General features: G+C 68.5%; 19 protein-coding genes and 1 pseudogene. 8 read left to right on the forward strand and 12 right to left on the reverse strand.

Features of this window, described 5'->3' with window-relative positions; genetic code table 11:
* Window positions 1-116 precede the first annotated feature (116 nt).
* Together exaC and ACOMD9_RS16220 are read left to right on the forward strand one after the other, a co-directional pair.
* Window positions 117-1,637, forward strand: coding sequence for an acetaldehyde dehydrogenase ExaC (gene exaC / locus ACOMD9_RS16215; protein WP_421416970.1), 1,521 nt, complete (start codon window positions 117-119; stop codon window positions 1,635-1,637).
* Between the two features lie 128 nt (window positions 1,638-1,765).
* Window positions 1,766-2,395 carry a methyltransferase gene (locus ACOMD9_RS16220; protein ID WP_421416971.1) on the forward strand — a complete coding sequence of 210 codons (630 nt, stop codon included), beginning with the start codon at window positions 1,766-1,768 and terminating at the stop codon, window positions 2,393-2,395.
* 26 nt (window positions 2,396-2,421) lie between these two features.
* Here ACOMD9_RS16220 and ACOMD9_RS16225 read toward each other — a convergent pair whose 3' ends face one another.
* From ACOMD9_RS16225 to ACOMD9_RS16235, 3 genes are read right to left on the reverse strand one after another with little or no spacing between them, the layout of a single operon-like run.
* Window positions 2,422-3,648, reverse strand: a complete 1,227-nt coding sequence (locus ACOMD9_RS16225) for a MerC family mercury resistance protein (RefSeq protein ID WP_421416972.1) — start codon at window positions 3,646-3,648, stop codon at window positions 2,422-2,424.
* 29 nt (window positions 3,649-3,677) lie between these two features.
* Window positions 3,678-3,923, reverse strand: a complete 246-nt coding sequence (locus ACOMD9_RS16230) for an anti-sigma factor family protein (RefSeq protein ID WP_421416974.1) — start codon at window positions 3,921-3,923, stop codon at window positions 3,678-3,680.
* The gene (locus ACOMD9_RS16235; protein WP_421416975.1) at window positions 3,920-4,630 is read right to left on the reverse strand and encodes an RNA polymerase sigma factor; all 711 of its coding nucleotides are present in this window, start codon (window positions 4,628-4,630) and stop codon (window positions 3,920-3,922) included. The genes ACOMD9_RS16230 and ACOMD9_RS16235 overlap by 4 nt, the downstream gene beginning before the upstream one ends.
* Window positions 4,631-4,813: 183 nt before the next feature.
* Here ACOMD9_RS16235 and ACOMD9_RS16240 point away from each other — a divergent pair, with 183 nt between their 5' ends.
* From ACOMD9_RS16240 to ACOMD9_RS16250, 3 genes and pseudogenes are all read left to right on the forward strand, one after another.
* The gene (locus ACOMD9_RS16240) at window positions 4,814-5,623 is read left to right on the forward strand and encodes a methyltransferase domain-containing protein (protein WP_421416977.1); all 810 of its coding nucleotides are present in this window, start codon (window positions 4,814-4,816) and stop codon (window positions 5,621-5,623) included.
* Window positions 5,624-5,660: 37 nt separating this feature from the next.
* Window positions 5,661-6,143 (forward strand): cupin domain-containing protein, encoded by a 483-nt coding sequence (locus tag ACOMD9_RS16245; RefSeq protein ID WP_421416979.1) that lies wholly within the window; start codon window positions 5,661-5,663, stop codon window positions 6,141-6,143.
* Between the two features lie 270 nt (window positions 6,144-6,413).
* Window positions 6,414-6,834: pseudogene (locus tag ACOMD9_RS16250) on the forward strand (secondary thiamine-phosphate synthase enzyme YjbQ).
* A 17-nt stretch (window positions 6,835-6,851) separates the two neighbouring features.
* Here the strand turns inward: ACOMD9_RS16250 and dauA are convergent.
* Window positions 6,852-8,597, reverse strand: coding sequence for a C4-dicarboxylic acid transporter DauA (dauA, locus tag ACOMD9_RS16255; protein ID WP_421416980.1), 1,746 nt, complete (start codon window positions 8,595-8,597; stop codon window positions 6,852-6,854).
* A 132-nt stretch (window positions 8,598-8,729) separates the two neighbouring features.
* Window positions 8,730-10,778 (reverse strand): choline BCCT transporter BetT, encoded by a 2,049-nt coding sequence (gene betT / locus ACOMD9_RS16260; RefSeq protein WP_421416982.1) that lies wholly within the window; start codon window positions 10,776-10,778, stop codon window positions 8,730-8,732.
* Between the two features lie 569 nt (window positions 10,779-11,347).
* On the opposite strand from betT, the gene ACOMD9_RS16265 reads away from it, so the two are divergent.
* The 3 genes from ACOMD9_RS16265 (at window position 11,348) to ACOMD9_RS16275 (ending at window position 14,570) form a co-directional block, all read left to right on the forward strand.
* Window positions 11,348-12,541 (forward strand): TRAP transporter substrate-binding protein, encoded by a 1,194-nt coding sequence (locus ACOMD9_RS16265; RefSeq protein ID WP_421416984.1) that lies wholly within the window; start codon window positions 11,348-11,350, stop codon window positions 12,539-12,541.
* A gap of 116 nt (window positions 12,542-12,657) precedes the next feature.
* Window positions 12,658-13,254 carry a TRAP transporter small permease subunit gene (locus ACOMD9_RS16270; RefSeq protein WP_421416985.1) on the forward strand — a complete coding sequence of 199 codons (597 nt, stop codon included), beginning with the start codon at window positions 12,658-12,660 and terminating at the stop codon, window positions 13,252-13,254.
* The gene (locus ACOMD9_RS16275; RefSeq protein ID WP_421416987.1) at window positions 13,251-14,570 is read left to right on the forward strand and encodes a TRAP transporter large permease; all 1,320 of its coding nucleotides are present in this window, start codon (window positions 13,251-13,253) and stop codon (window positions 14,568-14,570) included. Before ACOMD9_RS16270 ends, ACOMD9_RS16275 begins: the two co-directional genes overlap by 4 nt.
* Window positions 14,571-14,682: 112 nt before the next feature.
* Here the strand turns inward: ACOMD9_RS16275 and ACOMD9_RS16280 are convergent, their stop codons facing one another.
* The 7 genes from ACOMD9_RS16280 to ACOMD9_RS16310 form a co-directional block, all read right to left on the reverse strand.
* Window positions 14,683-15,354 (reverse strand): hypothetical protein, encoded by a 672-nt coding sequence (locus tag ACOMD9_RS16280; protein WP_421416989.1) that lies wholly within the window; start codon window positions 15,352-15,354, stop codon window positions 14,683-14,685.
* A gap of 100 nt (window positions 15,355-15,454) precedes the next feature.
* Complete coding sequence (locus ACOMD9_RS16285) at window positions 15,455-16,165, reverse strand: response regulator (RefSeq protein WP_421416990.1); 711 nt, start codon at window positions 16,163-16,165, stop codon at window positions 15,455-15,457.
* Window positions 16,162-17,607 (reverse strand): ATP-binding protein, encoded by a 1,446-nt coding sequence (locus ACOMD9_RS16290; RefSeq protein ID WP_421416991.1) that lies wholly within the window; start codon window positions 17,605-17,607, stop codon window positions 16,162-16,164. Before ACOMD9_RS16290 ends, ACOMD9_RS16285 begins: the two co-directional genes overlap by 4 nt.
* A gap of 114 nt (window positions 17,608-17,721) precedes the next feature.
* Window positions 17,722-18,771 (reverse strand): LacI family DNA-binding transcriptional regulator, encoded by a 1,050-nt coding sequence (locus ACOMD9_RS16295; protein ID WP_421416993.1) that lies wholly within the window; start codon window positions 18,769-18,771, stop codon window positions 17,722-17,724.
* Window positions 18,772-18,885: 114 nt separating this feature from the next.
* Entirely contained in the window at window positions 18,886-20,529 is a 1,644-nt protein-coding gene (locus ACOMD9_RS16300) for an alpha-amylase family glycosyl hydrolase (protein ID WP_421416994.1), read from the reverse strand.
* Window positions 20,530-20,602: 73 nt separating this feature from the next.
* On the reverse strand, window positions 20,603-21,892 hold the full coding sequence (locus ACOMD9_RS16305; protein ID WP_421416996.1) for an ABC transporter substrate-binding protein: 1,290 nt from the start codon (window positions 21,890-21,892) through the stop codon (window positions 20,603-20,605).
* An 87-nt stretch (window positions 21,893-21,979) separates the two neighbouring features.
* Window positions 21,980-23,086, reverse strand: coding sequence for an ABC transporter ATP-binding protein (locus ACOMD9_RS16310; protein ID WP_421416997.1), 1,107 nt, complete (start codon window positions 23,084-23,086; stop codon window positions 21,980-21,982).
* Window positions 23,087-23,106 lie beyond the last annotated feature (20 nt).

The raw sequence follows: 23,106 nt of genomic DNA on the forward strand, positions 1-23,106 counted from the left end.
GGTCCTCCTACCGAAGTAGGAGGCCGACTCCTGCCATCGGAGTATGTCGCAGATGGCCGGAGTGACCAAGACTGGGTGTTGCACCTTGCATAACGACAACATTCAGGAGCAACGCCATGATCTATGCCAATCCCGGCCTTCCCGGCGCGGTCGTCTCCTTCGACAAGCGCTACGGCAACTACATTGGCGGCGAATTCGTCGCCCCGGTCAAGGGCCAGTACTTCGACAACGTCAGCCCCGTCAACGGGGAGGTGATCTGCGAGATACCCCGCTCCACCGCCGAGGACATCGACAAGGCCTTGGACGCCGCCCACGCCGCCGCACCCGCCTGGGGCAAGACCTCCGCCGCGGAACGCTCCAACATCCTGCTCAAGATCGCCGATCGCATCGAGCAGAACCTCGAGATGCTGGCCGTGGCCGAGACCTGGGACAACGGCAAGGCGGTACGCGAGACGCTCAACGCCGATATCCCGCTGGCGGTCGACCACTTCCGCTACTTCGCCGGCTGCATTCGCGCCCAGGAGGGCACCACCGCCGATATCGACGCCCACACCGTGGCCTACCACTTCCATGAGCCGCTGGGTGTGGTGGGACAGATCATTCCCTGGAACTTTCCGCTGCTGATGGCCACCTGGAAGCTGGCGCCGGCGCTGGCGGCCGGCAACTGCGTGGTGCTCAAGCCCGCCGAACAGACCCCGGTGTCGATCCTCAAGCTGCTGGAACTGGTCGGTGACCTGCTGCCGCCCGGGGTGGTCAACATCGTCAACGGCTATGGCGCCGAGGCCGGCCAGGCCCTGGCCACCAGCAAGCGCATCGCCAAGATCGCCTTCACCGGCTCCACTCCGGTGGGCGCGCACATCCTCAAGTGTGCCGCCGAGAACATCATTCCCTCCACCGTGGAGCTCGGCGGCAAGTCGCCGAACATCTACTTCGCCGACATCATGAACGCCGAGCCCGAGTTCATCGACAAGGCGGTGGAAGGCCTGGTGCTGGCCTTCTTCAACCAGGGCGAGGTGTGCACCTGCCCGTCCCGGGCGCTGATCCAGGAGTCCATGTACGACGCCTTCATGGCCAAGGTCATGGAGCGCACCCTGGCGATCCAGCGTGGCAACCCGCTGGATACCGACGTCCAGGTCGGCGCCCAGGCCTCCCAGGAGCAGTTCGACAAGATCATGTCCTACATGGACATCGCCCGGGAGGAGGGCGCCGAGATCCTGACCGGCGGCGACAAGGCGAGCTTCGACCCGGCCTACGACAAGGGATTCTACATCCAGCCGACCCTGCTCAAGGGCAACAACAAGATGCGCGTCTTCCAGGAGGAGATCTTCGGCCCGGTGGTGGCGGTGACCACCTTCAAAGACGAGGAAGAGGCGCTGGCCATCGCCAACGACACCGAGTTCGGCCTCGGCGCCGGGGTGTGGAGCCGCGACATGAACGTCGCCTTCCGCATGGGGCGCGGCATCCAGGCCGGCCGCGTCTGGACCAACTGCTACCACCAGTACCCGGCCCACGCCGCCTTCGGTGGCTACAAGAAGTCCGGCGTCGGCCGCGAGACCCACAAGGTGGCCCTCGAGCACTACCAGCAGACCAAGAACCTGCTGGTGAGCTACGACACCAACCCGCTGGGCTTCTTCTGAGGTCCCGAGGGGAATCGAGCAGGTGAGCGACCGGGGGTGCGACGCGAGTCGCACCCCCTTCGCGTGAGGGCTGCCGAAACGCGCCCCGATGAGGCATCATCGGTGATATGCCGACCATCGGGACTCCCATGAGCCATTGCGAACCACTCGACCTTCACCAGCAGCGCCTGCAGCACGTGGCCGCACAGCTGCGCGCCAGCGGCGCGCGCCGGGTGCTGGACCTGGGATGCGGTACCGGCACCCTGTTGCAGTACCTGCTGCACGAGCCGCAGTTCGAGACGCTGGTGGGGCTGGAACAGTCCGGCGAACTGCTGGCCCAGGCCCAGCTCAGGCTCGGTGAACGGTCCGGGGCGGGCAACGGTCGCCTGGGGCTGGTGTGTGGCTCCTACGCCGATCCCCAGCCGGGGCTGGCGGGATTCGATGCCGCCGCCATGGTGGAGACCATCGAACACGTGCCACCGGCCACCCTCTCCCGGGTCGAGCGGGTCGTGTTCGGACAGATGCGCCCACCCCTGCTGCTGCTGACCACGCCCAACCACGACTTCAATCCACTCTACGGGATGGCGCCCGGGGAATTTCGCGATGCCGACCACCGCTTCGAGTGGACGCGCGCCCGCTTCAGCGACTGGGCCCGGGGGGTGGCACGCCGCAACGGCTACCGGGTGCGGCTTTCCGGCATCGGGGAATGGCATCCCGAACTCGGCCAGCCGACGCAACTGGCCCGGTTCACCATGAGCGAAGCACGGGCGGGGGGCTGACCGATGCCGTTCGGTGTCGGACGCCACTAGCCGCCGGAGGCCAGCCCCAGCACCCTGGCCTCCTGCCGTCGTCGCTGCCTGAGGTCCCACAGGGTGGCGATGGCCAGCAGCACGAAGCCGGCCAGCTCGACCAGGGCCCGGTAGTCGATGAACAGCGCATACAGGATGAGCCCGCCGCCGGCACTCGCCAGCACGAGCGGGCCAGGGGCACGGTGGCGGCGCAGGCCGGCGGCCAGTGCCGCCAGGGTCAGCACCACGAAGGCGGCGATGGTGCCGGCCCAGGCGCCTTCGTCGAGGGCCAGGCCGAGACCCAGAAGTGGCAGCAGGCCGACCAGTGCCAGGGTGCCATAGCAGCTCAGCAGCGCCAGGCACAGGGCCGCAATGCCGAATAGCCCGCGGCGCCTCAGCAGCAGCAGCCAGCGCCCGGGGGCGAACCTCAGCCACCACTGCCGCAGGCGCGAAGGCGCCGCTGCCCCGCGGCGCATGCCCACCTCGATGGCGTGGGCGCCGAAGCTCGCGGCGACCTCCCGGGTCTGGTCGCTGGGGCTCAGGGCGAAGTAGTCGTGCTCTCCTACCACCCGGACGTCCTCGAAGCCCGCCTCCTCGAACAGGGCCAGCAGCTCCTCCTTGACGGTGGCGCCCACCACGCATTCGACCCAGAGGCGCGGGTCCTCGTGACAGTCCACCGACACCGGCCGATGGATCACCACGTCGGCGAGCTGCAGGCGCCCCCCGGGCTTGAGCACCCGGAACAGCTCGGACACGGCCCGGCGCTTGTCCGGCACCAGGTTGAGGGCGCCGTTGCTGGTGATGCTGTCGACGCAGCCATCGGGCAGTGGCAGCTGCTCCGCCGAGCCCTGGACCACCCCGAGGTTGTCGATGCCGCTGCCGTCGGCGATGTGCTTGAGCTTGCGGGTCATGGGGGCGGTGAGATCCAGGGCGATGACCCGGCCATCCGGACCGGCGAGACGGCTGGCGATCAGCGAATCGTTGCCGGCCCCGGCACCCAGGTCGAGCACCCGGTCACCGGAGCGAATGGCCCCGGCACGGAAGGGATAGCCGACGCCGGCGAAGGAAGCCAGCAGGGGAGGGGGAATGTCCGCCAGCTGCTCCCCGGGGTAGCCCAGTGCCTGGCAGGCAGCACGGCCAACGGGAAAGTGGAAGTGGGACTCCGGCGCCTCGGCCACGGCACTGTACATGTCCTGGACGGCAGCGCTGATCTGTCGAGGGGAATATCCGGGTATCGCAACCATGAGGGGCTCTCCTCACGGGTCAGTGGCACCTAGTCGCCGTCGAACTGGTCGAGCAGGCTGCGGATGCGATGGTGCAGGCGCGGCGGGGCCTTCACCCTGCCGGAGGCTTCCACCCTGGCCCGTAGTCGTTTTTCGAATTCGGCTCGTGTGAAGCAGTCGCGGCACCGGTGCAGGTGTCGCTCGATATCGGCCGCCTGCTGGTGATCCAGCTCCCGGTCGAGATAGTCGAACAGTCGCTCGATGACCTGCTCGCAGCTCAGCTCGCGTGCGCTCATGGCCGTTGCCCTCCCTTTCCCTGGTGGCCGGGCGCCACGCCGGCCTCCATGGCCTGTTCCCAGAGCGTCTTCTGCAGCAGGGCACGTGCCCGGCTCAGCCGTGAACGGACGGTGCCCAGCGGGATCCCCAGCAGGTGCGATACCTCCTCGTACGTATAGCCCTGCACCTCCACCAGCACAATCGCCACCCGGAAGGGGTCGGGCAGGGCATCGAGGGCTCGCTGCAGGTCTTCCTGAAGCAGGCTGTTGAAGAACTGCTCTTCCAGGCTGCCCCACCAGAGCAGGAAGGGCTGGTGCAACTGCTGGAACAGGGTGAAGTTGCCGGCGTCGAGATCGTCCGGCGAAGGTGGCGCTTCGCCACCCGGGGCCTGGGGCCGAGACTGACGCCGGCGCCATTCGCTGATGAAGACGTTGGTAAGGATATGGAACAGCCAGGCCTCGAAGCGATTCGGGTCGCGCAGCCCGTCGAGCCGTGTCCAGGCCCTGCCCACGGCTTCGGCGACGATGTCCTCGGCATCATCCGGGTCCCGGGTCAGGCGCAGCGCCGTGCCGTAGAGCCGATCCATCAACGGCTCCAGGCGCTGCTCGAACCACTGCCGGCGGCTGGTGGCATCGCGGTCGCTCATGGGTGCCCCCGAGTCGTCCCGATGATGGCGCATGCAGGGCCATGGCGTCGGGATACTGGTGATCTGGTTGGCAAGGGACATGGCTCACCTCATCCGAGCATGGGACGCGCACCGGTGGCGGGCAAGTCCGGGTATGGCAGGGACGCAGCGACCCCCTTCCGGGTTCCTGTCCCGGGTCGGGAACAATCCAGCCGGGAGCTGCGTCCTCGATGGCACACGGCACCTCGGGTGTCGTGAATCGTCCACTCGAAGAGGAGCGAGATCATGACCATCACGGCACCATCCACGTCCAGTGCGGCCCCCACGTCACCCGCGGTGGATCGCCACGAGCTCGAGGCACGGGTCAAGGCGATGTATCGCGAGGTGGCCGAGACGCCGGAGGGCGACTTCCATTTCGAGATGGGTCGGGCGCTGGCGGAGCGGCTGGGCTATGACCCGAACGCCCTGGACCGGATCCCCACCGCGGCCATCGACTCCTTCGCCGGGGTCGGTCACTTCCTGGACCTGGCGGCCATCCAGCCCGGCGAGACGGTCCTGGACCTGGGCAGCGGCTCCGGCATGGACAGCCTGCTGGCCGCCCTGGCGACCGGGAACGCTGGCCGGGTGCTGGGGCTCGACATGACCGATGCCCAGCGCGAGAAGGCCGCTCGCCTGGCCCGCGAGGGAGGCTTTCACAACCTCGAGTTTCATGCCGGCTATATCGAGGCGCCGCCCTTCCCGGACGCCAGCATCGACGTGGTGATCAGCAACGGGGTGATCAACCTGTCGGCGGACAAGCCGCGGGTCTTCGCCGAGGCAGCGCGCGTGCTGCGCCCCGGCGGGCGGCTGGCCCTGGCCGATATCGTCACCGAGTCGCCGCTGCCCGAGAAGGTCTCCTGCAACGCCACCCTGTGGGCCGCCTGTATCGGTGGCGCCAGTCAGGTGGACGACTATCGTCGGGCCATCGAGGCGGCGGGATTCGGGGTGCAGACGCTGCGAGAGCATCCCGAGTACCACTTCCTGACCGAGTCGGCCCGGGGCGCCAGCGAGACCTACGGCGTCAAGAGCATCTCGCTGCTGGCCATCAAGCGCTGACGTTGCAACCCGTCACTCATCGAGAGGAGCCATCATCATGACCGACAAGACAGCTATCCTGACCGCTGCGGCCCTTGCCCTCGTGCTGGGTGTTGCCTCCAGCGGCCTGCAGGCCGAACCCTACCACGGCGACGGTCACCTGCTGGGTACGCCGGAGGATCTCTCCTGGGGGCCGGTGGGCTCCATGGGGGACGGGGCCGAGATCGCCATCATCGAGGGCAATCTGTCGGAAGAAGCCCCCTTCACCATTCGCATCAGGCTCGAGGACGGCTACGAGATCAGGCCTCACGTCCACCCGGCCTACGAACGGGTCACGGTGCTCGACGGTACCCTGCACTTCGCTCATGGCGAGAGCTTCGATCCCGACGCCACCCAGGCGTTGCCGGTGGGCGGCTACGCCATCATGTCGCCGGGAGATCCCATGTTCGGCTACGCCGATGGCGAGACCGTCATCCAGCTCCACGGCACGGGGCCCTGGGGCATCGAGTATCTCGATCCGCAGGACGATCCGCGCAACTGAGATGCCTGGGCTGTCCCATGGCGGGAGCAGGGCAGTCGCCGTTGCCCGAGGCGAGGGGCGTCGGGGGCAGGCCGGAGGAGGAGATCCTTCGCCATGGACGGCGAGGTGGCGCCCAGGGAGAGGGCACGGCGCCTTCCTGAAGGCCAGTCGCCGGGTCGGCCTCGAGCGATCCGGTGGTCTGCGATGACCTTGCTGGCGGAGGGCGGCCCTTGAGTCGGGGAGACAGCGCGTTAGCATGGCGGGAACACCCCTTCCCGGAGGAGCCCGACCATGTGGCGACAGCAGGAACTGCACCTGGCACCGCGCCCGCGCGGCTTTCACCTGATCACCGACGAGGTGGTCGACGGCCTGCCCTGGTTGCGGGAGGTCTCCTCGGGGCTGCTCCACCTGCAGCTGCTGCACACCTCGGCGTCGCTGACCCTCAACGAGAACGCCGACCCGGACGTTCGCCACGACATGGACGCCTTCCTGCGACGCCTGGTGCCCGGCGACCTGCCCGACTTCCGCCATACCCTGGAGGGCCCCGACGACATGCCGGCCCATGTCTGTGCCAGCCTGCTCGGCACCCAGCTCACGCTGGCGGTGCGCGACGGCGGCCTGGTATTGGGCACCTGGCAGGGCCTGTGGCTCGGCGGAACACCGCGACCACGGCGGTACCCGCCGCCTGATCGCCACCCTGCAGGGTGAATAGGGCCGGGTGGGTCGCGGTTACCCCCGCGGTGCCTCCAGCCAGCGTTCGGCCAGGCGACCGGCATGGGCCTGGCCGGCGACCATGGCCAGCCGCCCCGCCTCGCGGCGCAAGCCGGCGCGTCGGAGCTTGATGACCATCCGCGCCGGCAGGCCGACGAAGATCAGCCCGACCCGCTGGGCGCGCAGCTCCTCCACCAGCGACTGCAGGGCGACGATGGCGGTGGCATCCAGGCTCGGCACGTCGCGCATGTCCAGCATCATGACCCTCACCTCCGGATCCACCACCCGCAGCGACGAGACCGCCTTCTCGGCGGCCCCGAAGAACAGCGGGCCGTTGATGTCGTAGAAGGCCACCTCGCGTGGCAGCGCCGGCGGCGCCTCGCGCTCGCCGGCACGCAACCGCCGCGCCTCGGTGAGGCTGGCCATGCGACGGATGAACAGCGCCGCGGCCAGGCCCATGCCCACGGCCACCGCCAGCACCATGTCGAAGATCACCGTGAGGGCGAAGCAGATCACCAGCACCGCCACGTCGCTCGCCGGGGCGCTCTTCAGGGTGTGCGCGAAGTGGCGCGCCTCGCTCATGTTCCAGGCGATGATGAACAGCAGGGCCGCCAGGGCCGCCATGGGCACGAGACCCAGCACACCGGCCAGGGCCACCACGGCCAGCAGCACCACCAGGGCGTGCACCACGGCGGCCACCGGGGAGACGGCGCCGCTGCGGATATTGGTGGCGGTGCGCGCCAGGGCCGCGGTGGCGGTGATGCCGCCGAAGAAGGGCACCGCGATGTTGCCGAGCCCCTGGCCGATCAGCTCGGCGTTGGGGTCGTGGCGGGTGCGGGTCAGGCCGTCGGCCACCACGGCGCAGAGCAGTGACTCGATGGCCGCCAGCATGGCGATGGCGAGTGCCGGGCCGAGCAGCTCGCGGATCAGGGCGAAGTCCACGACCAGTGGTGTGCCATCCGCCCCCGGCAGGCGCCAGGGCACCACCAGGCTCGGCGCGAAGGGCGGGATGCCGCTGCCGCTCTGGTTCTGGAACTCCCAACTGAAGCGCGAGGCGATGGTGGCGACCTCCACGCCCAAGGGAGTGACCGCCAGCGCGGCCAGGGTGCCCACCACCAGCCCCACCAGCGGGGCCGGGACCGGTACCCTGAGCCGTGGCCAGAGGATCAGGGTGGCCAGTGTCACCAGGCCCACCCCGAGTTCGGCCGGGGCCAGGGTCGGCAAGGCCCGGGCGATGGCGGCCAGGTTGTGCGGGGTGCTGTCGCCGAGCTCGACCCCGGTCAGGCCCAGGAAGTCGGGGAGCTGCAGCAGGGCGATCACCACCGCGATGCCGGCGGTGAAGCCGAGCACCACCGGGTAGGGCACGAACTGGATGAGGCTGCCCAGCCGGGCCAGCCCCAGGGCCACCAGGATCAGCCCGGCCATCAGGGTGGCGATCAGCAGGCCGCCGACGCCGTGGCTGGCGACGATGGGAAAGAGGATCACCACGAAGGCCGCGGTGGGGCCGGAGATGTTGAAGCGGGAGCCGCCGGTCAACGCGATGATGGCCCCGGCCACGATGGCGGTGTAGAGCCCGTGCTGGGGAGGCACGCCGGTGGCGATGGCCAGCGCCATGGAGAGTGGCACCGCGACGATGCCGATGGTCAGGCCGGCCATCAGGTCGCGGCGCAGCTCGGCCAGGCCGTAGCCCTCGCGCCAGGCGGCGACCAGGGCGCTGCCGGGAAGGGGAGGGCGATAGCCGGACCGGCGGGAGGAACGGGACATGGCGACTCCTTTGCGTGCTAAAGAGCGGGGCGCCATTACGTTACGCCTCCCTGTCGCGCCGTCGCAAGGCGACCAATTGACAGCGGCGACACCCGAGGGTGTCGCCGCTGTCATGATCGGTGGGCGAGGCGATCAGCCCTGGGTGGCCTCGACGGGTGGCTCACCCACGGCGCCGGGCATCGCCTGCACGTTGCCACCCTCCCCGGCGAGTGCCAGGAAGTGCAGGTGGCGTTCATACTCCGAGAGCACGTCGCCGATCGCCTGGCCGCGAGTGTAGCCGTTGAGGTCCTGGCCGGTGCCGCCCTCGGCCAGATAGACATCCAGGCGCACATAGTAGTCGTCATCCACCGGCAGGAAGCTCGGCGTGCGCAGGCGATGGGGGCAGACCTGGTAGACGAAGCTGGCGGCGTCTTCCAGCTGCACCTGCAGGGTCAGGCGTGGCAATGGCTCGTCCTCGATCTGCTCCTCGGTCACCGTGGCCTCCTGGCCACGGCTCTCCAACTCCTGGGCGAACTGGGTCAGTGCCGGCCGGATGGCGTGCTCGATGGTGGCCGCGGCGCCGGCACGGGTCGAGGTGTCCAGGGCGCGATCGAGACGTTCGCGCCAGTCGCCGCCCGGCGCGGTGCCGGAGACCTGGCGCCGGGCATCGGCCTTGCGACCCTCGAGCTTCAGCGCCTTGACCATGCCGACCATGATCGCGAAGATCACCAGCGAGAAGGGCAGGGCGGTGATCACCACGGCACTCTGCAGGGCCGCCAGGCCCCCCGCCATCAGCAGGGCCACGGTGACCAGGCCGATCACCGCCGACCAGAAGATGCGCAGGGCCACCGGGGCGTCGTGGTTCACATCACTGAGGATCGAGGTGAAGTTGGCCAGCACCAGGGCGCCGGAGTCCGCCGAGGTGATGAAGAAGACGATCCCCAGCACGGTGACCACGGCGGCGGTCACGCCGATGTACGGGTAGTGCTCGAGCAGGGTGTAGAGGGTGGTCTGGGGCGTGCTCAGGGCTTGCTCGCCCAGCTCCGCCACCCCCTGGTTGGCCACCAGTTCGATGCCGCTGTTACCCAGCACCGACATCCACACCATCATGAAGGCGAGCGGGATGAACAGGGCGCCGGCGACGAACTCGCGAATGGTTCGCCCGCGGGAGATGCGCGCCAGGAACAGCCCCACGAAGGGGGTCCAGGCGATCCACCAGCCCCAGAAGAATATGGTCCACCACATCTTCCACTCGTTGGCCTCGTCGCCGGCGAAGGCGTAGGTGTCGAAGCTCTTGGCCACGAAGCCGGCGAAGTAGTCGCCGGCATTGTTCACCACCATGTCGAGCAGCTTCAGGGTGTGGCCCTGGAAGAGCACGAACAGCAGCAGGACCAGTGCCAGCAGCATGTTGAACTCCGACAGGCGGCGGATGCCCTTCTCCACGCCACTGACCACCGAGACGGTGGCCAGTACCACCACCAGGGCGATCAGGATGACCTGAACCGAGAGGCTCTCGGGCACGTCGAACATGTAGGCCAGCCCGTAGTTGAGCTGCATCACGCCGATGCCCAGGCTGGTGGCGATGCCGAACACCGTGGAGACCACCGCGGTGATGTCCACGGCGCTGCCGATGGGGCCGTGGATGCGCTTGCCGAGCAGCGGGTAGAGCGCGCTGCGGATCGCCAGCGGCAGGCGGTGGCGGTAGCTGAAGTAGGCCAGCGCCATGCCCATCAGCACATAGAGTCCCCAGCCGGAGAGGCCCCAGTGCAGGTAGGTCTGTACCACGGCATTGCGCATCGCCTCCTGGCTCTCGGGTGCCAGGTCGGGCGGTGCCAGGTAGTGGGCCACCGGTTCGGCGACGCTGAAGAACAGCAGGTCGATGCCGATGCCGGCGGCGAACAGCATCGCCGACCAGGAGAGCAGCGAGAATTCCGGCCGGGAGTGGTCGGGGCCGAGGCGGATGCTGCCGAAGCGCGAGGTGCCGATGGCGACCACGAAGACCAGGTAGGCCACCACGGCCAGCATGTAGTACCAGCCGAAGGTCTCGCTGACCCAGGCCAGGCCGGCATCGAAGAAGGCGCCGGCCTGCTCGGTGAAGAGCATGGTCAATACGAGGAATACCAGGATGCCTGCCACCGAGCCGTGGAACACGGCCGGGTTGAGGCGATCCCGTCGTTCGGGGGGGGCGTTGTCATGCGCCATGGAGGGACTCCCTGGATGTTGTTGATGTCCGTGTCTCGCGTCGTCGGGTGGCAGGCCCGTCGTGCGGGCGACGGAATGTGGTGCCGGTGGTTATCTTGATTGAACGATCAATCAAGATAACGCCAATCGACATGCCTTGCCACTCTCGGGCCACCGGCTGTCGCAGCTGGACACGAGACGCTGTGAGAGGTCGGTGCCCCGCAGTGCTGGCGTCGGCAACGGGCAACCGGCCTCGAACGCGCGGGATGCCGAACGGGGCGAGCCCATCGGGTGCCACGGGTCGGATCCTGCATCACGATTTTTTATTGATTGGTCGTTCAAATAAAATACGCACTTCTGACGCTGCCTGCAACCCTGCGTTGAATCCAGCGGTGTCAGCGTGGAAGAAATCGCCGGTGCCCGGTTGCATGAATGCGTTACAGGGTTATAACTGATGTAACCGACAACCCTCAGGGAAGGCGTCAGGCCGCAACACCATGTCGGCCGCAGGGAGGCGATCGGGAGTACGGGTCCCCCGCGGGCGCGCCGCCCGGCGGGAGACAGAACAACGATAATTTCCGGAGCGTCCGATGGCTCAAGACAAGACACCTGCGCCGCAGGCCGACAACCAGACCACCGTCGACACCAAGCCCGCCAGTACCTCACGCCGCCGCTTCCTGACCGGTTCCGCGGCCGCCGTGGGGGCAGGTGCTGCCGCGGCGGTAGGCTTTCCCAGTATCGCCGTGGCCCAGACCACCACGCTGCGCTTCCAGAGCACCTGGCCCAACCAGGACATCTTCCACGAATACGCGGCCGACTACGTACGTATCGTCAACGAGATGTCCGGTGGTCGCCTGCGGCTGAACCTGCTGCCGGCAGGTGCCGTGGTGGGGGCACTGCAGCTGCAGGACGCGGTGATCTCCGGGGCACTCGACGGTGGCCACGGGGTGACCGCCTACTGGTACGGCAAGCACAAGGCCTTCTCGCTGTTCGGGACGCCGCCGCCCTTCGGCTGGGATGCCCACCAGTTCCTCGCCTGGTTCTGGAACGGCGGTGGCCGGGAGCTCTACGACGAGCTGCTGGAGATGCTGGAGCTGCCCCTGGTGGGTTACCAGACCGGCCCCATGCCGACCCAGGCCCTGGGCTGGTTCAAGGAGCCGATCCGCAGCGCCGATGACCTGCGTGGCCTGAAGTATCGTACCGTGGGCCTGGGGGCCGACCTGATGGGCGAGTTCGGTGCGGCGGTGACCATCATGGGCGGCGGCGACATCGTGCCGGCCATGGACCGCGGCCTGCTCGACGGCGCCGAGTTCAACAACCCCTCGTCGGATCGCCTGCTCGGCTTCCCGGACGTCAGCAAGACCTGGATGCTGCGCAGCTATCACCAGGACTGCGAGGCCTTCGAGATCATCTTCAACAGGAACAAGCACGACAGCCTGCCCGAGGAGTTCCAGGCGATCCTGGAGTATGCCGCCAAGGCAGCCTCGTCGGAGATGTACTGGAAGGCCATGGATCGCTACCCGCGGGATCTGCAGGGCATGCGTGAGGAGCAGGGTGTCCAGACCTACATCACCCCCGACTCGGTACTGCAGGAGCAGCTGGCTGCCTGGGATGCGGTGATCGAGCGCGAGTCCAGCGATGCCTTCTTCAAGAAGGTCATCGACCACCAGCGCGAGTACTGTGAGCGGGTGGTGGGCTTCCACCTCGAGGGCAACGCGCCGAAGGATCCCGCCTACGAGCACTTCTTCGGCAAGGCGGCCACCGACACCTCCACCATCCTGTAACGGCCATGCCCCCGTGCGGGGGCGGTCAAGAAAAGCTGCCCCGGCGCCAGGAAGGCAACCGGTATGTGTCGCGACAGCCTCCCCGGACGGGAGGCTGTCGCTGGTGAGAGGCTCTCATGCGTTTCATCTTTTTCATCGATCATGTCAGTACCTGGGTGGGCAAGGTGTTCGCCTGGGCGATCCTGATCCTGACCTTCGTGGTGAGCTACGAGGTCTTCATGCGCTATGTCGTGGGGGCACCCACCACCTGGGCCTACGATACCAGCTACATGCTCTACGGCACCCTGTTCATGATGAGCGGTGCCTATGCCCTGGCCCACAACGCCCATGTGCGGGCCGACGTGGTATCCCGCTACTTCTCCGCGCGCTGGCAGGCGGGGCTGGAGCTGGCGCTCTACCTGCTGTTCTTCTACCCCGGCATCCTCGCCCTGGTATGGAGTGGCTGGGACTTCTTCGCCATCTCCTTCCGTCAGAACGAGCACAGCTCGTTCACGCCAGGCGGGCCGCCGATCTGGCCCTACAAGTTCGTCATCCCGGCGTGTGCCGCCCTCCTGGCCGTCCAGGGCATGGCCGAGGTGTCTCGCTGCGTGCTCTGCCTGAAGCACGGCAAGTGGCCGCAGCGGCTGGGTGATGTCGAGGAAATCGCCATTCCGGTCAACAAGGAGGCCGAGGTCAAGGCCGCCCAGCAGGATTCAGGGGAGACGCGTCAATGAGTGAACCGGAAATCGGCATCCTGATGCTGGGGATGCTCGTCATCCTGATCATGCTCGGCTTCCCCATCGCCTTCACGCTGATCGCCATGGGCATCGGCTTCGGCTATTTCGCCATCGGCGACATCATCTTCCCGCTGCTGGTGCAGCGTGCCTACGGCGTCATGTCCAACGACGTGCTGATCGCCGTGCCGCTGTTCCTCTTCATGGGCTACATGGTGGAACGGGCCAACATCCTCGACCGGCTGTTCTCCAGCCTGCAGCTGGCGGCCCGCGGCATGCCTGCCTCCCTGGCGGTGGCCAGCCTGATCACCTGCGCGCTGTTTGCCACGGCCACCGGCATCGTCGGTGCGGTGGTGACCCTGATGGGCCTGCTGGCGCTGCCGGCCATGCTCAACGCCGGCTACGACAAGCGGATGTCGAGTGGGGTGATCTGTGCCGGGGGCTGTCTCGGCATCCTGATCCCGCCGAGCATCATGCTGATCCTCTATGGCGCCATGGCAGGGGTCTCGGTGGTACGGCTCTACGCGGCGGCGCTGATTCCGGGGTTGCTGCTGGCGGGGCTCTACATCGCCTACGTGATGGGCCGGGCGCTGATCAACCCCAAGGTGGCGCCGAAGCTCTCCGCCGAAAAGCTCGACGTGCCGCTGGGGGAGGTCTACTGGGGCCTGCTGACTTCCTTCGTGCCGCTCTTCGTCCTGATCATGTCGGTGCTGGGGGCGATCCTGTTCGGCCTGGCCACCCCCCACGAGGCGGCGGGCATCGGGGCCCTGGGCGCGATCATCCTGGCGGCCGCCTATCGGCAGCTGACCTTCGCCCGGCTGCGCGAGGCGGTGTTCCTCACCGCGCGCACCAGCGCCATGGTCTGCTGGCTGTTCGTCGGCTCCTGGATCTTCTCCTCGGTGTTCTCCCTGCTCGACGGCCACTCGTTGATCGAGCACTGGATCAGTGGGCTGTCGCTGACGCCGCTGCAGTTCCTGCTGCTGGCCCAGTTGATGATCTTCCTGCTGGGCTGGCCGCTGGAGTGGACCGAGATCATCATCATCTTCGTGCCGATCTTCCTGCCTCTGCTGCACATGTTCGGCATCGATCCGCTGTTCTTCGGCGTGCTGGTGGCGCTGAATATCCAGACCTCCTTCCTGACGCCGCCCATGGCGATGTCGGCCTTCTACCTCAAGGGCATCGCGCCCAAGGGAATACAGCTGGGCGACATCTTCATCGGCATCGCGCCCTTCCTGTTGATGGTGTTCGTGGCCATGTTCATCCTCTACATGGTGCCGGGCATCGTCTTCTGGCTGCCGGGTGTGCTCTACGGCTGATCGCCGCATGTGACAGGGCCCGGCGTGATGCGCCGGGCCGCGGGGGAGGAACTCGGGACCCTGTCGCCGGCCTTCCAGGGCCGGCGGCGGGGTCCTCTCGATTCCGGTGTGGTCAGCCCCGCCGGTCGTCGCCTCTGGCGTCGCGACCGCCATGGTGCCCATGGGACTTGCCATGGGGCCGGTAGCCGCTGCGTCGGATGGTCGACTGTAGCTCCTCGAGCTGCTCGTCGCTCAGCAGTTCGGCCAGCGCGGCGCGGTGTTCGTCACGCATCTCGCGCAGGGCCTCGCGGCGCGCCTCGCGGGAGTCGAAGTCACGGTCGCGCAGTTCGGCCATGTCCGCGTAGATCGCCTCGCGGGTCTCGCGCAGGGCCTCGCGCTCCTCCTCGGACAGGCCCCACTCGTCCACGAGGGCCTCCAGGCGCTCCTGCATCCGCTCGCGCCGCTCGCTGCGACGCTCCTCGCGGATGTCTCGGCGTGCCGCCTCCAGCGCGGCGCGCTGGTCGTCGTCGAGGATCTCGGCCAGCCGCTCGCGATGTCGCTCGTGCAGCTCGCGCATCGCCTCGCGGTGCTCGCCGTGCGCCTCGTCCAGGGCCTCACGGGTAGCCTGGTCGAGGCCGGCGCGCTCGAAGAGCGCCTGGCGCTGCTCGACACGCGCTTCCTGCCACTGCTGGCGCTGTGCTGCGTCCCGGTGGTGGGGGCCGGCGATGGCCGACAGCGCCAGGGGCGCGATCGCGACGGCGAGCAGGGCGGGAGCCAGCAGCTTGCGAGAGAATGAAACGTTCATGAGGGCACTCCTCTGGCCTCGGGTTGACGTTGGCAGTCTCGCCGCGCCGGGTGCAAGCGGTATGCACCGACGGTGCAAAGGTGGTGCACCGTATGCTCGGTCACTCCTCGGGCTGGTACTTGTAGCCCACGCCATAGACCGAGCGGATGATCTCCCGCTCGGGCCACACCTCGCCGATCTTCTTGCGCAGCTTCTTGACGTGGCTGTCCACGGTGCGTTCGGAGACGATACGGTGATCGCGGTACATGTGATCCATCAGCTGGTCGCGGGAGAAGATCCGCCCCGGGGCGTGCATCATCACCCGCAGCAGCTGGAACTCCACCGCGGTCAGTCCCAGGTCCCGGCCGTCGGCCAGGGCCCGCCAGCCGTCGTCGTCCAGCACCAGGTCACTGCCGCCCGGTGTGGCAGGGTCCCGAGCCGCCCGACTGCGTCGCAGCACCGCCTTGACCCTGGCGACCACCTCCCGGGGGCTGAAGGGCTTGCAGATGTAGTCATCGGCGCCGAGCTCGAGGCCCAGCAGGCGGTCCACCTCCTCGACCCGGGCGGTGAGCATGATCACCGCGAGTCTCGGCCAGCGCTGGCGGATCTCGCGGCACAGGGTCAGGCCATCGGTACCCGGCAGCATCAGGTCGAGCAGCACCAGGTCGGGGGGCTCGCCGGCCTGCTCGAGCCAGGGCAGCACCGCGTCGCCATGGTCGAGGTGGTGGGTGGTGAAGCCGTTGCCCTCCAGGTAGTCGGCCACCAGCCGGGCGATCTTGGGTTCATCCTCGATGATCAGGATGGTGTCCGAGGGGCTGTCGCGGTGGTTCATGCATGTCTCTCCCTGATGCCTGGGTCCTCGAGTGCCGGAAACTCCAGTGTCCAGCATAACCCACCGAGCGACGAGGACGAGGCCGCCATCCGACCGCCATGGGCCTTGACCAGGGCGGTGGCGATGGAGAGCCCCAGCCCGCTGCCGCCGCTGGCCCGGTTGCGCGAGCCCTCGACCCGATAGAGCCTTTCGGTCAACCGTGGCAGGTCGGGGGCGTCCACGCCGGGTGCGCTGTCCTCCCAGGTCACCCGAACCCGGTCCTGAAGCGACTGCACGCTGACGCGCAGTCGCCCGGGGGCGTGGGTGTAGGCGCAGGTGTTGTCGAGCAGGTTGTTCCACAGCTGGCGCAGACGCTGGACGTCGCCGCGTATCCAGGCATTGCCGGTGATCCGGGTCTCCAGGGTGATGTCGCTGTCGGTCAGCCAGCCCTGGGCCTCCTGCAGCCGTCCGGCCAGGCTCTCGGCCAGGTCCAGCGGGGCGAGCTGGACCTCCAGGGCGCCGGCATCGCTCTGGGAGAGCAGGCGCAGGTCGGCCACCAGGCGCTCGAGCTGGCCGACCTCCTGGAAGAGGGAGTGGAGGTTGTCCTGGTCCAGGGGGCGGATGCCGTCCTGCATGGCCTCGATCTCGCCACGCAGCACGGCGAGCGGGGTGCGCAGCTCATGGGCGATGTCGGAGACCCAGCGGGAGCGTGCCGCACGGCTCGCCTCCAGGGTGCCGGCCAGGACGTTGAAGTCGCGGGCCAGCCGCGAGAGCTCGTCCCTGCCCTGCTCGGGCAGGCGGATGCTGTAGTCGCCCTCGGTGAGGCGGCGGGTGGCCAGGGCCATGCCCCGGGTACGTCGCCCCAGCCACCAGGAGAGGCCGCCGGCCAGCAGCAACGAGGCGACGCCCAGGGAGCCGACGATGATGGCCAGGTTGCGCTGCTGGCGGGCCAGGAAGATGCGGTCCATGCGTGCCATCAACTGCTCGGGGGGGCGGTACCCGAGGGTGCCGACGCGCTCCCCCTCGTACTCGATGGGCAGCCAGCGCAGCTCGGGGGGCGGGGTGTCCTCGTCGGGCGGGGCTGGCGGCAGCCCGATCACCGGCAGACCGCCGGTGTCATGGAGCACGAAGTCGTGGGCATTCCCCAGGCGGCGTTCGATGCCGTGGGGTGGCGGGCCCTCTCCCGGCCACAACTGGCGGCGCACCAGGCGCTGCCAGGCGTCGGGGGAGTCGCGCAGCCACTGCCAGTCGCCGCGGCGTGCCCACTCCTCGCCGAGCCCCTCGGCCAGGGTCTCGGCGCGGTTGGCCTGGGTGGTGTCCAGGTACTCGAGGAAGCCACGGTCGAGGCTGCGGGCCACCGCCAGGAACACCAGTGCCGAGATGGCCACATTGACCACCAGGATGATCACGAACAGCTTGATGCCCAGGCGGGACACGGCGGGACGGGGGAAGCGGGGGCTCATGGGCGACTCGAGACGGAATAACGGAGATCACAGCATGGCAGAGGGCGATGCAGTCATTGGTCATGCACTGTGCAACCAGGGTGCAAGCGTCGGCAAGCCCGGGGCCTGCCGGCCTCAGGGGGCAGTGTCGCCGACCACCAGCTGGGTCTGCAGCAGGGTCGACTCGGCGGGGGCGAGGCCGAGGATGATGCGGGCGGCGATGCGCCCCTTCTCGGTACTGTCCTGGCGAACCGTGGTAAGGCGCGGCGCGCGGTACTGGCCCTCGGCGATACCGTCGAAGCCGGTCAGGCGCAGGTCCTCGGGAACGCGCAGGCCGCGCTGCTCGGCCAGGGTGAGGGCGGTGAGGGCGATGCGGTCGGACATGCACAGCAGCAGGTCGGGTCGCTCGGTATCGGGCAGGTCGAGGATCGCCTCGATCACCGGGGCACACACCTCGAAGGTGTTCTCCTCGATATTCCACATCGGCACGCCGGCCGGGTCGATGCCGTGCTCTGCCAGGGCCTGATGGAAGCCGGTCAGGCGCGAGCGCGTGATGGTCTGCTCGGCCCCCAGCAGGGTGTGGGTCCTGGTGATGCGGCCGTTGCAGGGCTCTGCGGTGAGGCGCAGATTGATGATGGCCGGACGGCGCGTGGTTCGACTCAGCGCGTGGCGGGCGACGGTGTAGCAGGCGGGCTCGTCGTCCACATGGATCGAGGGGCGCCCCTCCACGTCGAAGTCGACTGCGACCAGGGGGGGCTGCGTCGGCAGGGTCTCCAGCAGGCTCTCGCTGGGCATCAGGCCGTAGACGATATAGCCATCCGCCATGCTGGCGGCGCCGGGCAGTTCGCTCTGCATCTGCCGGGCGGAGAGCAGCAGCAGGGTATGGCCCTGGGCATCGAGCACCTCGGCGACCCCGGAGAGCAGCTCGCTGGCCACGGCGTCGTTGAGGCTGTAGGTGAGGCTCTCGGCGAGGATCACCGCGATGATCCTCGAGCGTCCGGTGCGCAGGCTGCGCGCCTTGGCGTCGGGCCCCCGGTAGCCGAGGTGCTTGGCCTCGCCGAGGATACGCTCGCGCAGGGCCGGCGACAGCTGGTCGGGTCGATTGAAGGCGTTGGAGACGGTCGCCGTGGAGACGCCGAGCTCGCGGGCCAGGTCCTTCAAGGTGATGCGGCGGGAGGGGGGCACGGAATGCGGCTCCATTGAGCTGTAACGATTTAGTTAGCAGCCTAGCATAGCGCGTCGGGCCCTGGACTGCCAGTGTGGCCGGACGGCGCCGGGGCGCCGCCGACCGCGGGTGGCTCAGGTGATGGTCAGCCAGGTGGCCTGGCCGGGGGCGAGGCCGAGCTCGTGTCCCTCCCGCTGTGGCACGGCCATGCCGGGCAGGGCGATGCTCGACCAGCCGTTGGCGCCAGGCACCAGGGCGTCGAGCCGCAGCCGCGCCGCCCCCTGCCGGCCGAGATGGGCCAGGCACAGCAGGCGCTGATCGCCGTCATGACGCAGCACGGCGAAGACATCGTCGGGCAGGGAGGCGGGATCGATGAGGGTCTGCTCACCCCGGCGCAGCAGTTCGCTTTCGCCGCGCAGCTGCAGCAGCCGACGGACCCGATTCAGCAGGCTGTCGGCATCGGCCTCCTGACAGGCCACGGCCAGGGGACGATGCCGGGAATCAACCGGCAGCCAGGGGGCGACGCCCTCGGGGCAGAAGCCGCCGCTCGGCGCCTCCGTCCAGACCATCGGCGTGCGACAGCCGTCGCGGCCCTTGACCTCCGGCCAGAGGTTGATGCCGAAGGGGTCCTGCAGGTCCTCATAGGCCAGCTCGGCCTCGGGCAGGCCCAGCTCCTCGCCCTGGTAGAGGCACAGGCTGCCGCGCAGCGAGCAGAGCACGGTCAGCGCCAGCAGGGCGCGTGCCTCGCCCCAACTGGTGGCGCTGCGCACGACATCGTGGTTGGAGAGTGCCCAGCAGGGCCAGGTGTCCTTACCCAGCTCATGGAAGCGGGCCAGGACGCCATACAGTTCGTCGGTGTCGCCGGTGCTGTCCAGCAGGTCGAAGGTGTAGGCCATATGCAGGCGTTTGTCGCCCTGGGTATAGGCGGCCATGGTCGGCAACTGGTCGTTGCCGGCGATTTCGCCCACGGTGGTGGCCCCCGGGTACTCGTCGAGGAGGGCGCGGATGCGCTCCAGATAGGCGAGGTTCTCGGGCTGCTCGATATTGTGGCGCTGGAACTGGTAGCTCTGGGGATGGCCGGGGTGGATCCGCTCGCGGGGCATCGGCGGGTTGTCGGTCAGTGCCGGGTCGTGGAAGTAGTAGTTGACCACGTCGAAGCGGAAACCGTCGACGCCGAGCTCCAGCCAGAAGCGCAGGTTGTCGAGCTGGGCCTGCTGCACCTCGGGATTATGGAAGTTGAGGTCCGGCTGGCTGGGCAGGAAGTTGTGCAGGTAGTACTGGCGGCGCCGGGCATCGAAGGTCCAGGCGCGGCCGCTGAAGGCCGCCATCCAGTTGTTGGGGGCGGTGCCGTCGGGTCGGGGATCGGCCCAGACGTACCAGTCGGCGCGGGCGTTGGTGCGATCCCGGCGGCTCTCCTGGAACCAGGAGTGCGCATCGGAGCTGTGCGACAGCACCTGGTCGATGATCACCCGCAGCCCGAGCTCATGGGCGCGGTCGACCAGGGCGCGGAAGTCGTCCAGGGTGCCGAACATGGGATCGACATCGCAATAGTCGGCGACGTCGTAGCCGAAGTCCTTCATCGGCGAGGAGAAGAAGGGCGACAGCCAGATGGCATCGACATTCAGGCTTGCCACATGGTCGAGCCGTGCGGTGATGCCCGGAAGATCGCCGATGCCGTCGCCATTGGCGTCCATGAAGCTGCGCGGATAGATCTGGTAGAGGGTGGCGCCGCGCCACCAGTCAGTGTCTGCCTCGCGGTGTTGCTGCGAAAGCGTCATCGAAGTCTCCTGCCTGCGGAAGGGCCGGCTGGCCCTTCCGCTACGTTGGGATAAGGGAGAGGACGGTGGGGGCCTACCAGCCGCGGCGGCTCATGCGGCTGAGCTCGCGCTCCAGCTGCTCCAGGCCCTGCTCGGCGGTGAGGTCGCCGGAGAGCATGTCGTGGACGCGATTGAAGAAGGCGTTGGAGACCCGCGGGTAGGACTCGCCGGTGATACTGGCCGGGCGCGGCACGCCGCCCACCAGGGTGTCGTAGAGCTCGCCGATGAACGGCTGGGCCTCGAGCACCTCCGCGTCCTGGTAGAGCGCCTCGCGGGTGGGGTTCATGCCGAAGCGGATGGCGTGGGCCTTCTGCTGGGCCTCGCCGGTGAGGTAGGCCACCAGGTCGGCGGCCACGTCCGGGTTCTCGGAGTAGCGCGATACCGCCCAGCTCCAGCCGCCCAGGGTAGCCACCGACTCGCCCTCGGGCCCGCGCGGCAGCGGGGCGGCACCGAACCTGCCCTGGATGGCGGTACCGTCGGCCTGGCCCAGGGCCCAGACATAGGGCCAGTTGCGCATGAATACGGCATTGCCGGACTGGAAGACCCCTCGAGCCTCCTCCTCCATGTAGTTGCGCACGCCCCGCGGCGCGATGTCGCCGATCCAGGTGGCGGCCAGGGTCAGCGCCTCGGCGGCCCGGGGATTGTTCACGGTGACGTTGCCCTCGTCATCGACGAGGGTGCCGCCGCCGTAGCTGGCGATCCACTCCAGGGCGTTGGTGGTCAGGCCCTCGTAGGCGCGGCCCTGGAAGACGAAGCCGTGCATGCGCTCGTTGCCCGCCGCCCGCTCGGCATTCTGGATCTCCCGAGCGATCCCGGTCAGTTGCTCCCAGGTCTCGGGCACCGCATGGCCATACTGCTCCAGCAGGTCGCGACGGTAGTAGAGCAGGCCGGCATCGGTGAACCAGGGCAGCGCCAGCAGGCGGCCGTCCACGGTGTTGTTGTCGATCATCGCCGGGAAGAAGCCCGCGGTGGCGTCCTCGGACAGGTGTTCGGCGAGGTCCACCAGGTGCGGGGCGAGCAGGCCGGGCCAGACGGTATCGATCATCAGCACGTCGATGTCGCCGGACTGGCTGCCGAGCAGCTGCTGGTAGAGGGAGAGCGTCTCGGTGCCGGACTGGGGCGTGGTGACCACGGCCACCTCGTGGCCGGTCTCCTCGGCCCACTGTTCGGCGAGCACCGGGCAGAAGTCGGCGGCGCCGCCGTCACCGCAGGCGATGGTGAGCCTGGCGGCCTGGGCCTGGGTGCCGGCAAGGCCCAGGCCGCCGGCCAGCAGGGAGGCCAGCAGGACAGGTCGAGCGAAGGGGATAGGGGGGCGGGAGTTCATGAGGCGACATCCTCTCGTTGTAGTCATTGGCGGCAGGGTCCCGGGGGAGGCAGCGTCATCGCGACGGGGCCAGGCAAGATCCCGGGGTCAGGCCACGGCCCGGGCCGGGGCGACGCCCAGTGCCCGGTCCTGACCGTCGAACAGGTGGACGTGCTCGGGGTCGGGCGTGAGTGCCACCCGCTGGCCGACCTGCCAGGGGCTCGGCGCCTCGCTGCGGTGGATCAGCAGGGTGTCGCCGTCCCTGGGCTCCAGGTAGACGTAGACCTCGTTGCCCAGGTACTCGACGTTGACGATCTCGAAGGCGTTGTCGCCGCTGGCCTCGGCCAGGCGCAGGTGCTCGGGGCGCACGCCCAGGGTCAGCGACTCGCCGGCGGTGTGCCGGGCGGTGTCCTGGGGCAGGACCAGCTCGCCGATCCCGGCGGCGCGCACCCGGCAGCCGCGCTTGTCGCCGGTCACCAGGGAGGCCGGCAGGAAGTTCATGGTGGGTGAGCCGATGAAGCCGGCCACGAAGCGGGTGGCCGGACGCTGGTAGAGCTCATGGGGCGTGCCCACCTGCTCGACCCGGCCGGCGTTGAGCACCACGATCTTGTCGGCCAGGGTCATGGCCTCCACCTGGTCATGGGTGACGTAGATCATGGTCGATTCGAGGCGCTGGTGCAGGCGGGCGATCTCGTTGCGCATCTGCACGCGGAGCGAGGCATCCAGGTTGGAGAGCGGCTCGTCGAAGAGCAGGATGCGCGGCTCCCGAGCCATGGCGCGGCCCATGGCCACCCGCTGGCGCTGGCCGCCGGAGAGTGCCTTGGGCTTGCGGTCGAGCAGTTCCTCGAGCTGCAGGATGCGCGCCGTGGCCATGACCCGCTCGTGGACCGTCTCCTTGGCGGTCTTGGCCAGCTTGAGGCCGAAGGCCATGTTCTCGTAGACCGTCATGTGCGGATAGAGGGCGTAGGACTGGAAGACCATGCCCACGCCGCGCTCCCGGGGCGGCAGCTCGTTGACCACGGTGTCGCCGATGGAGAGCTCGCCGTCGCTGATCGACTCCAGCCCGGCGATCAGCCGCAGCAGGGTCGACTTGCCGCAGCCGGAGGGGCCGACGAAGACCACGAACTCGCCGGCGCCGATATCCAGGTCGACGTCCTTGATGATATGGGTGCTGCCGAAGACCTTGTTGACCTTGTCGAGGGTGACGCTTGCCATGGGGTGTCTCCTTGCCGGCC

Source organism: Halomonas terrestris (genome assembly GCF_049166755.1).
In the GTDB taxonomy this organism is placed as follows: Bacteria; Pseudomonadota; Gammaproteobacteria; order Pseudomonadales; family Halomonadaceae; genus Halomonas.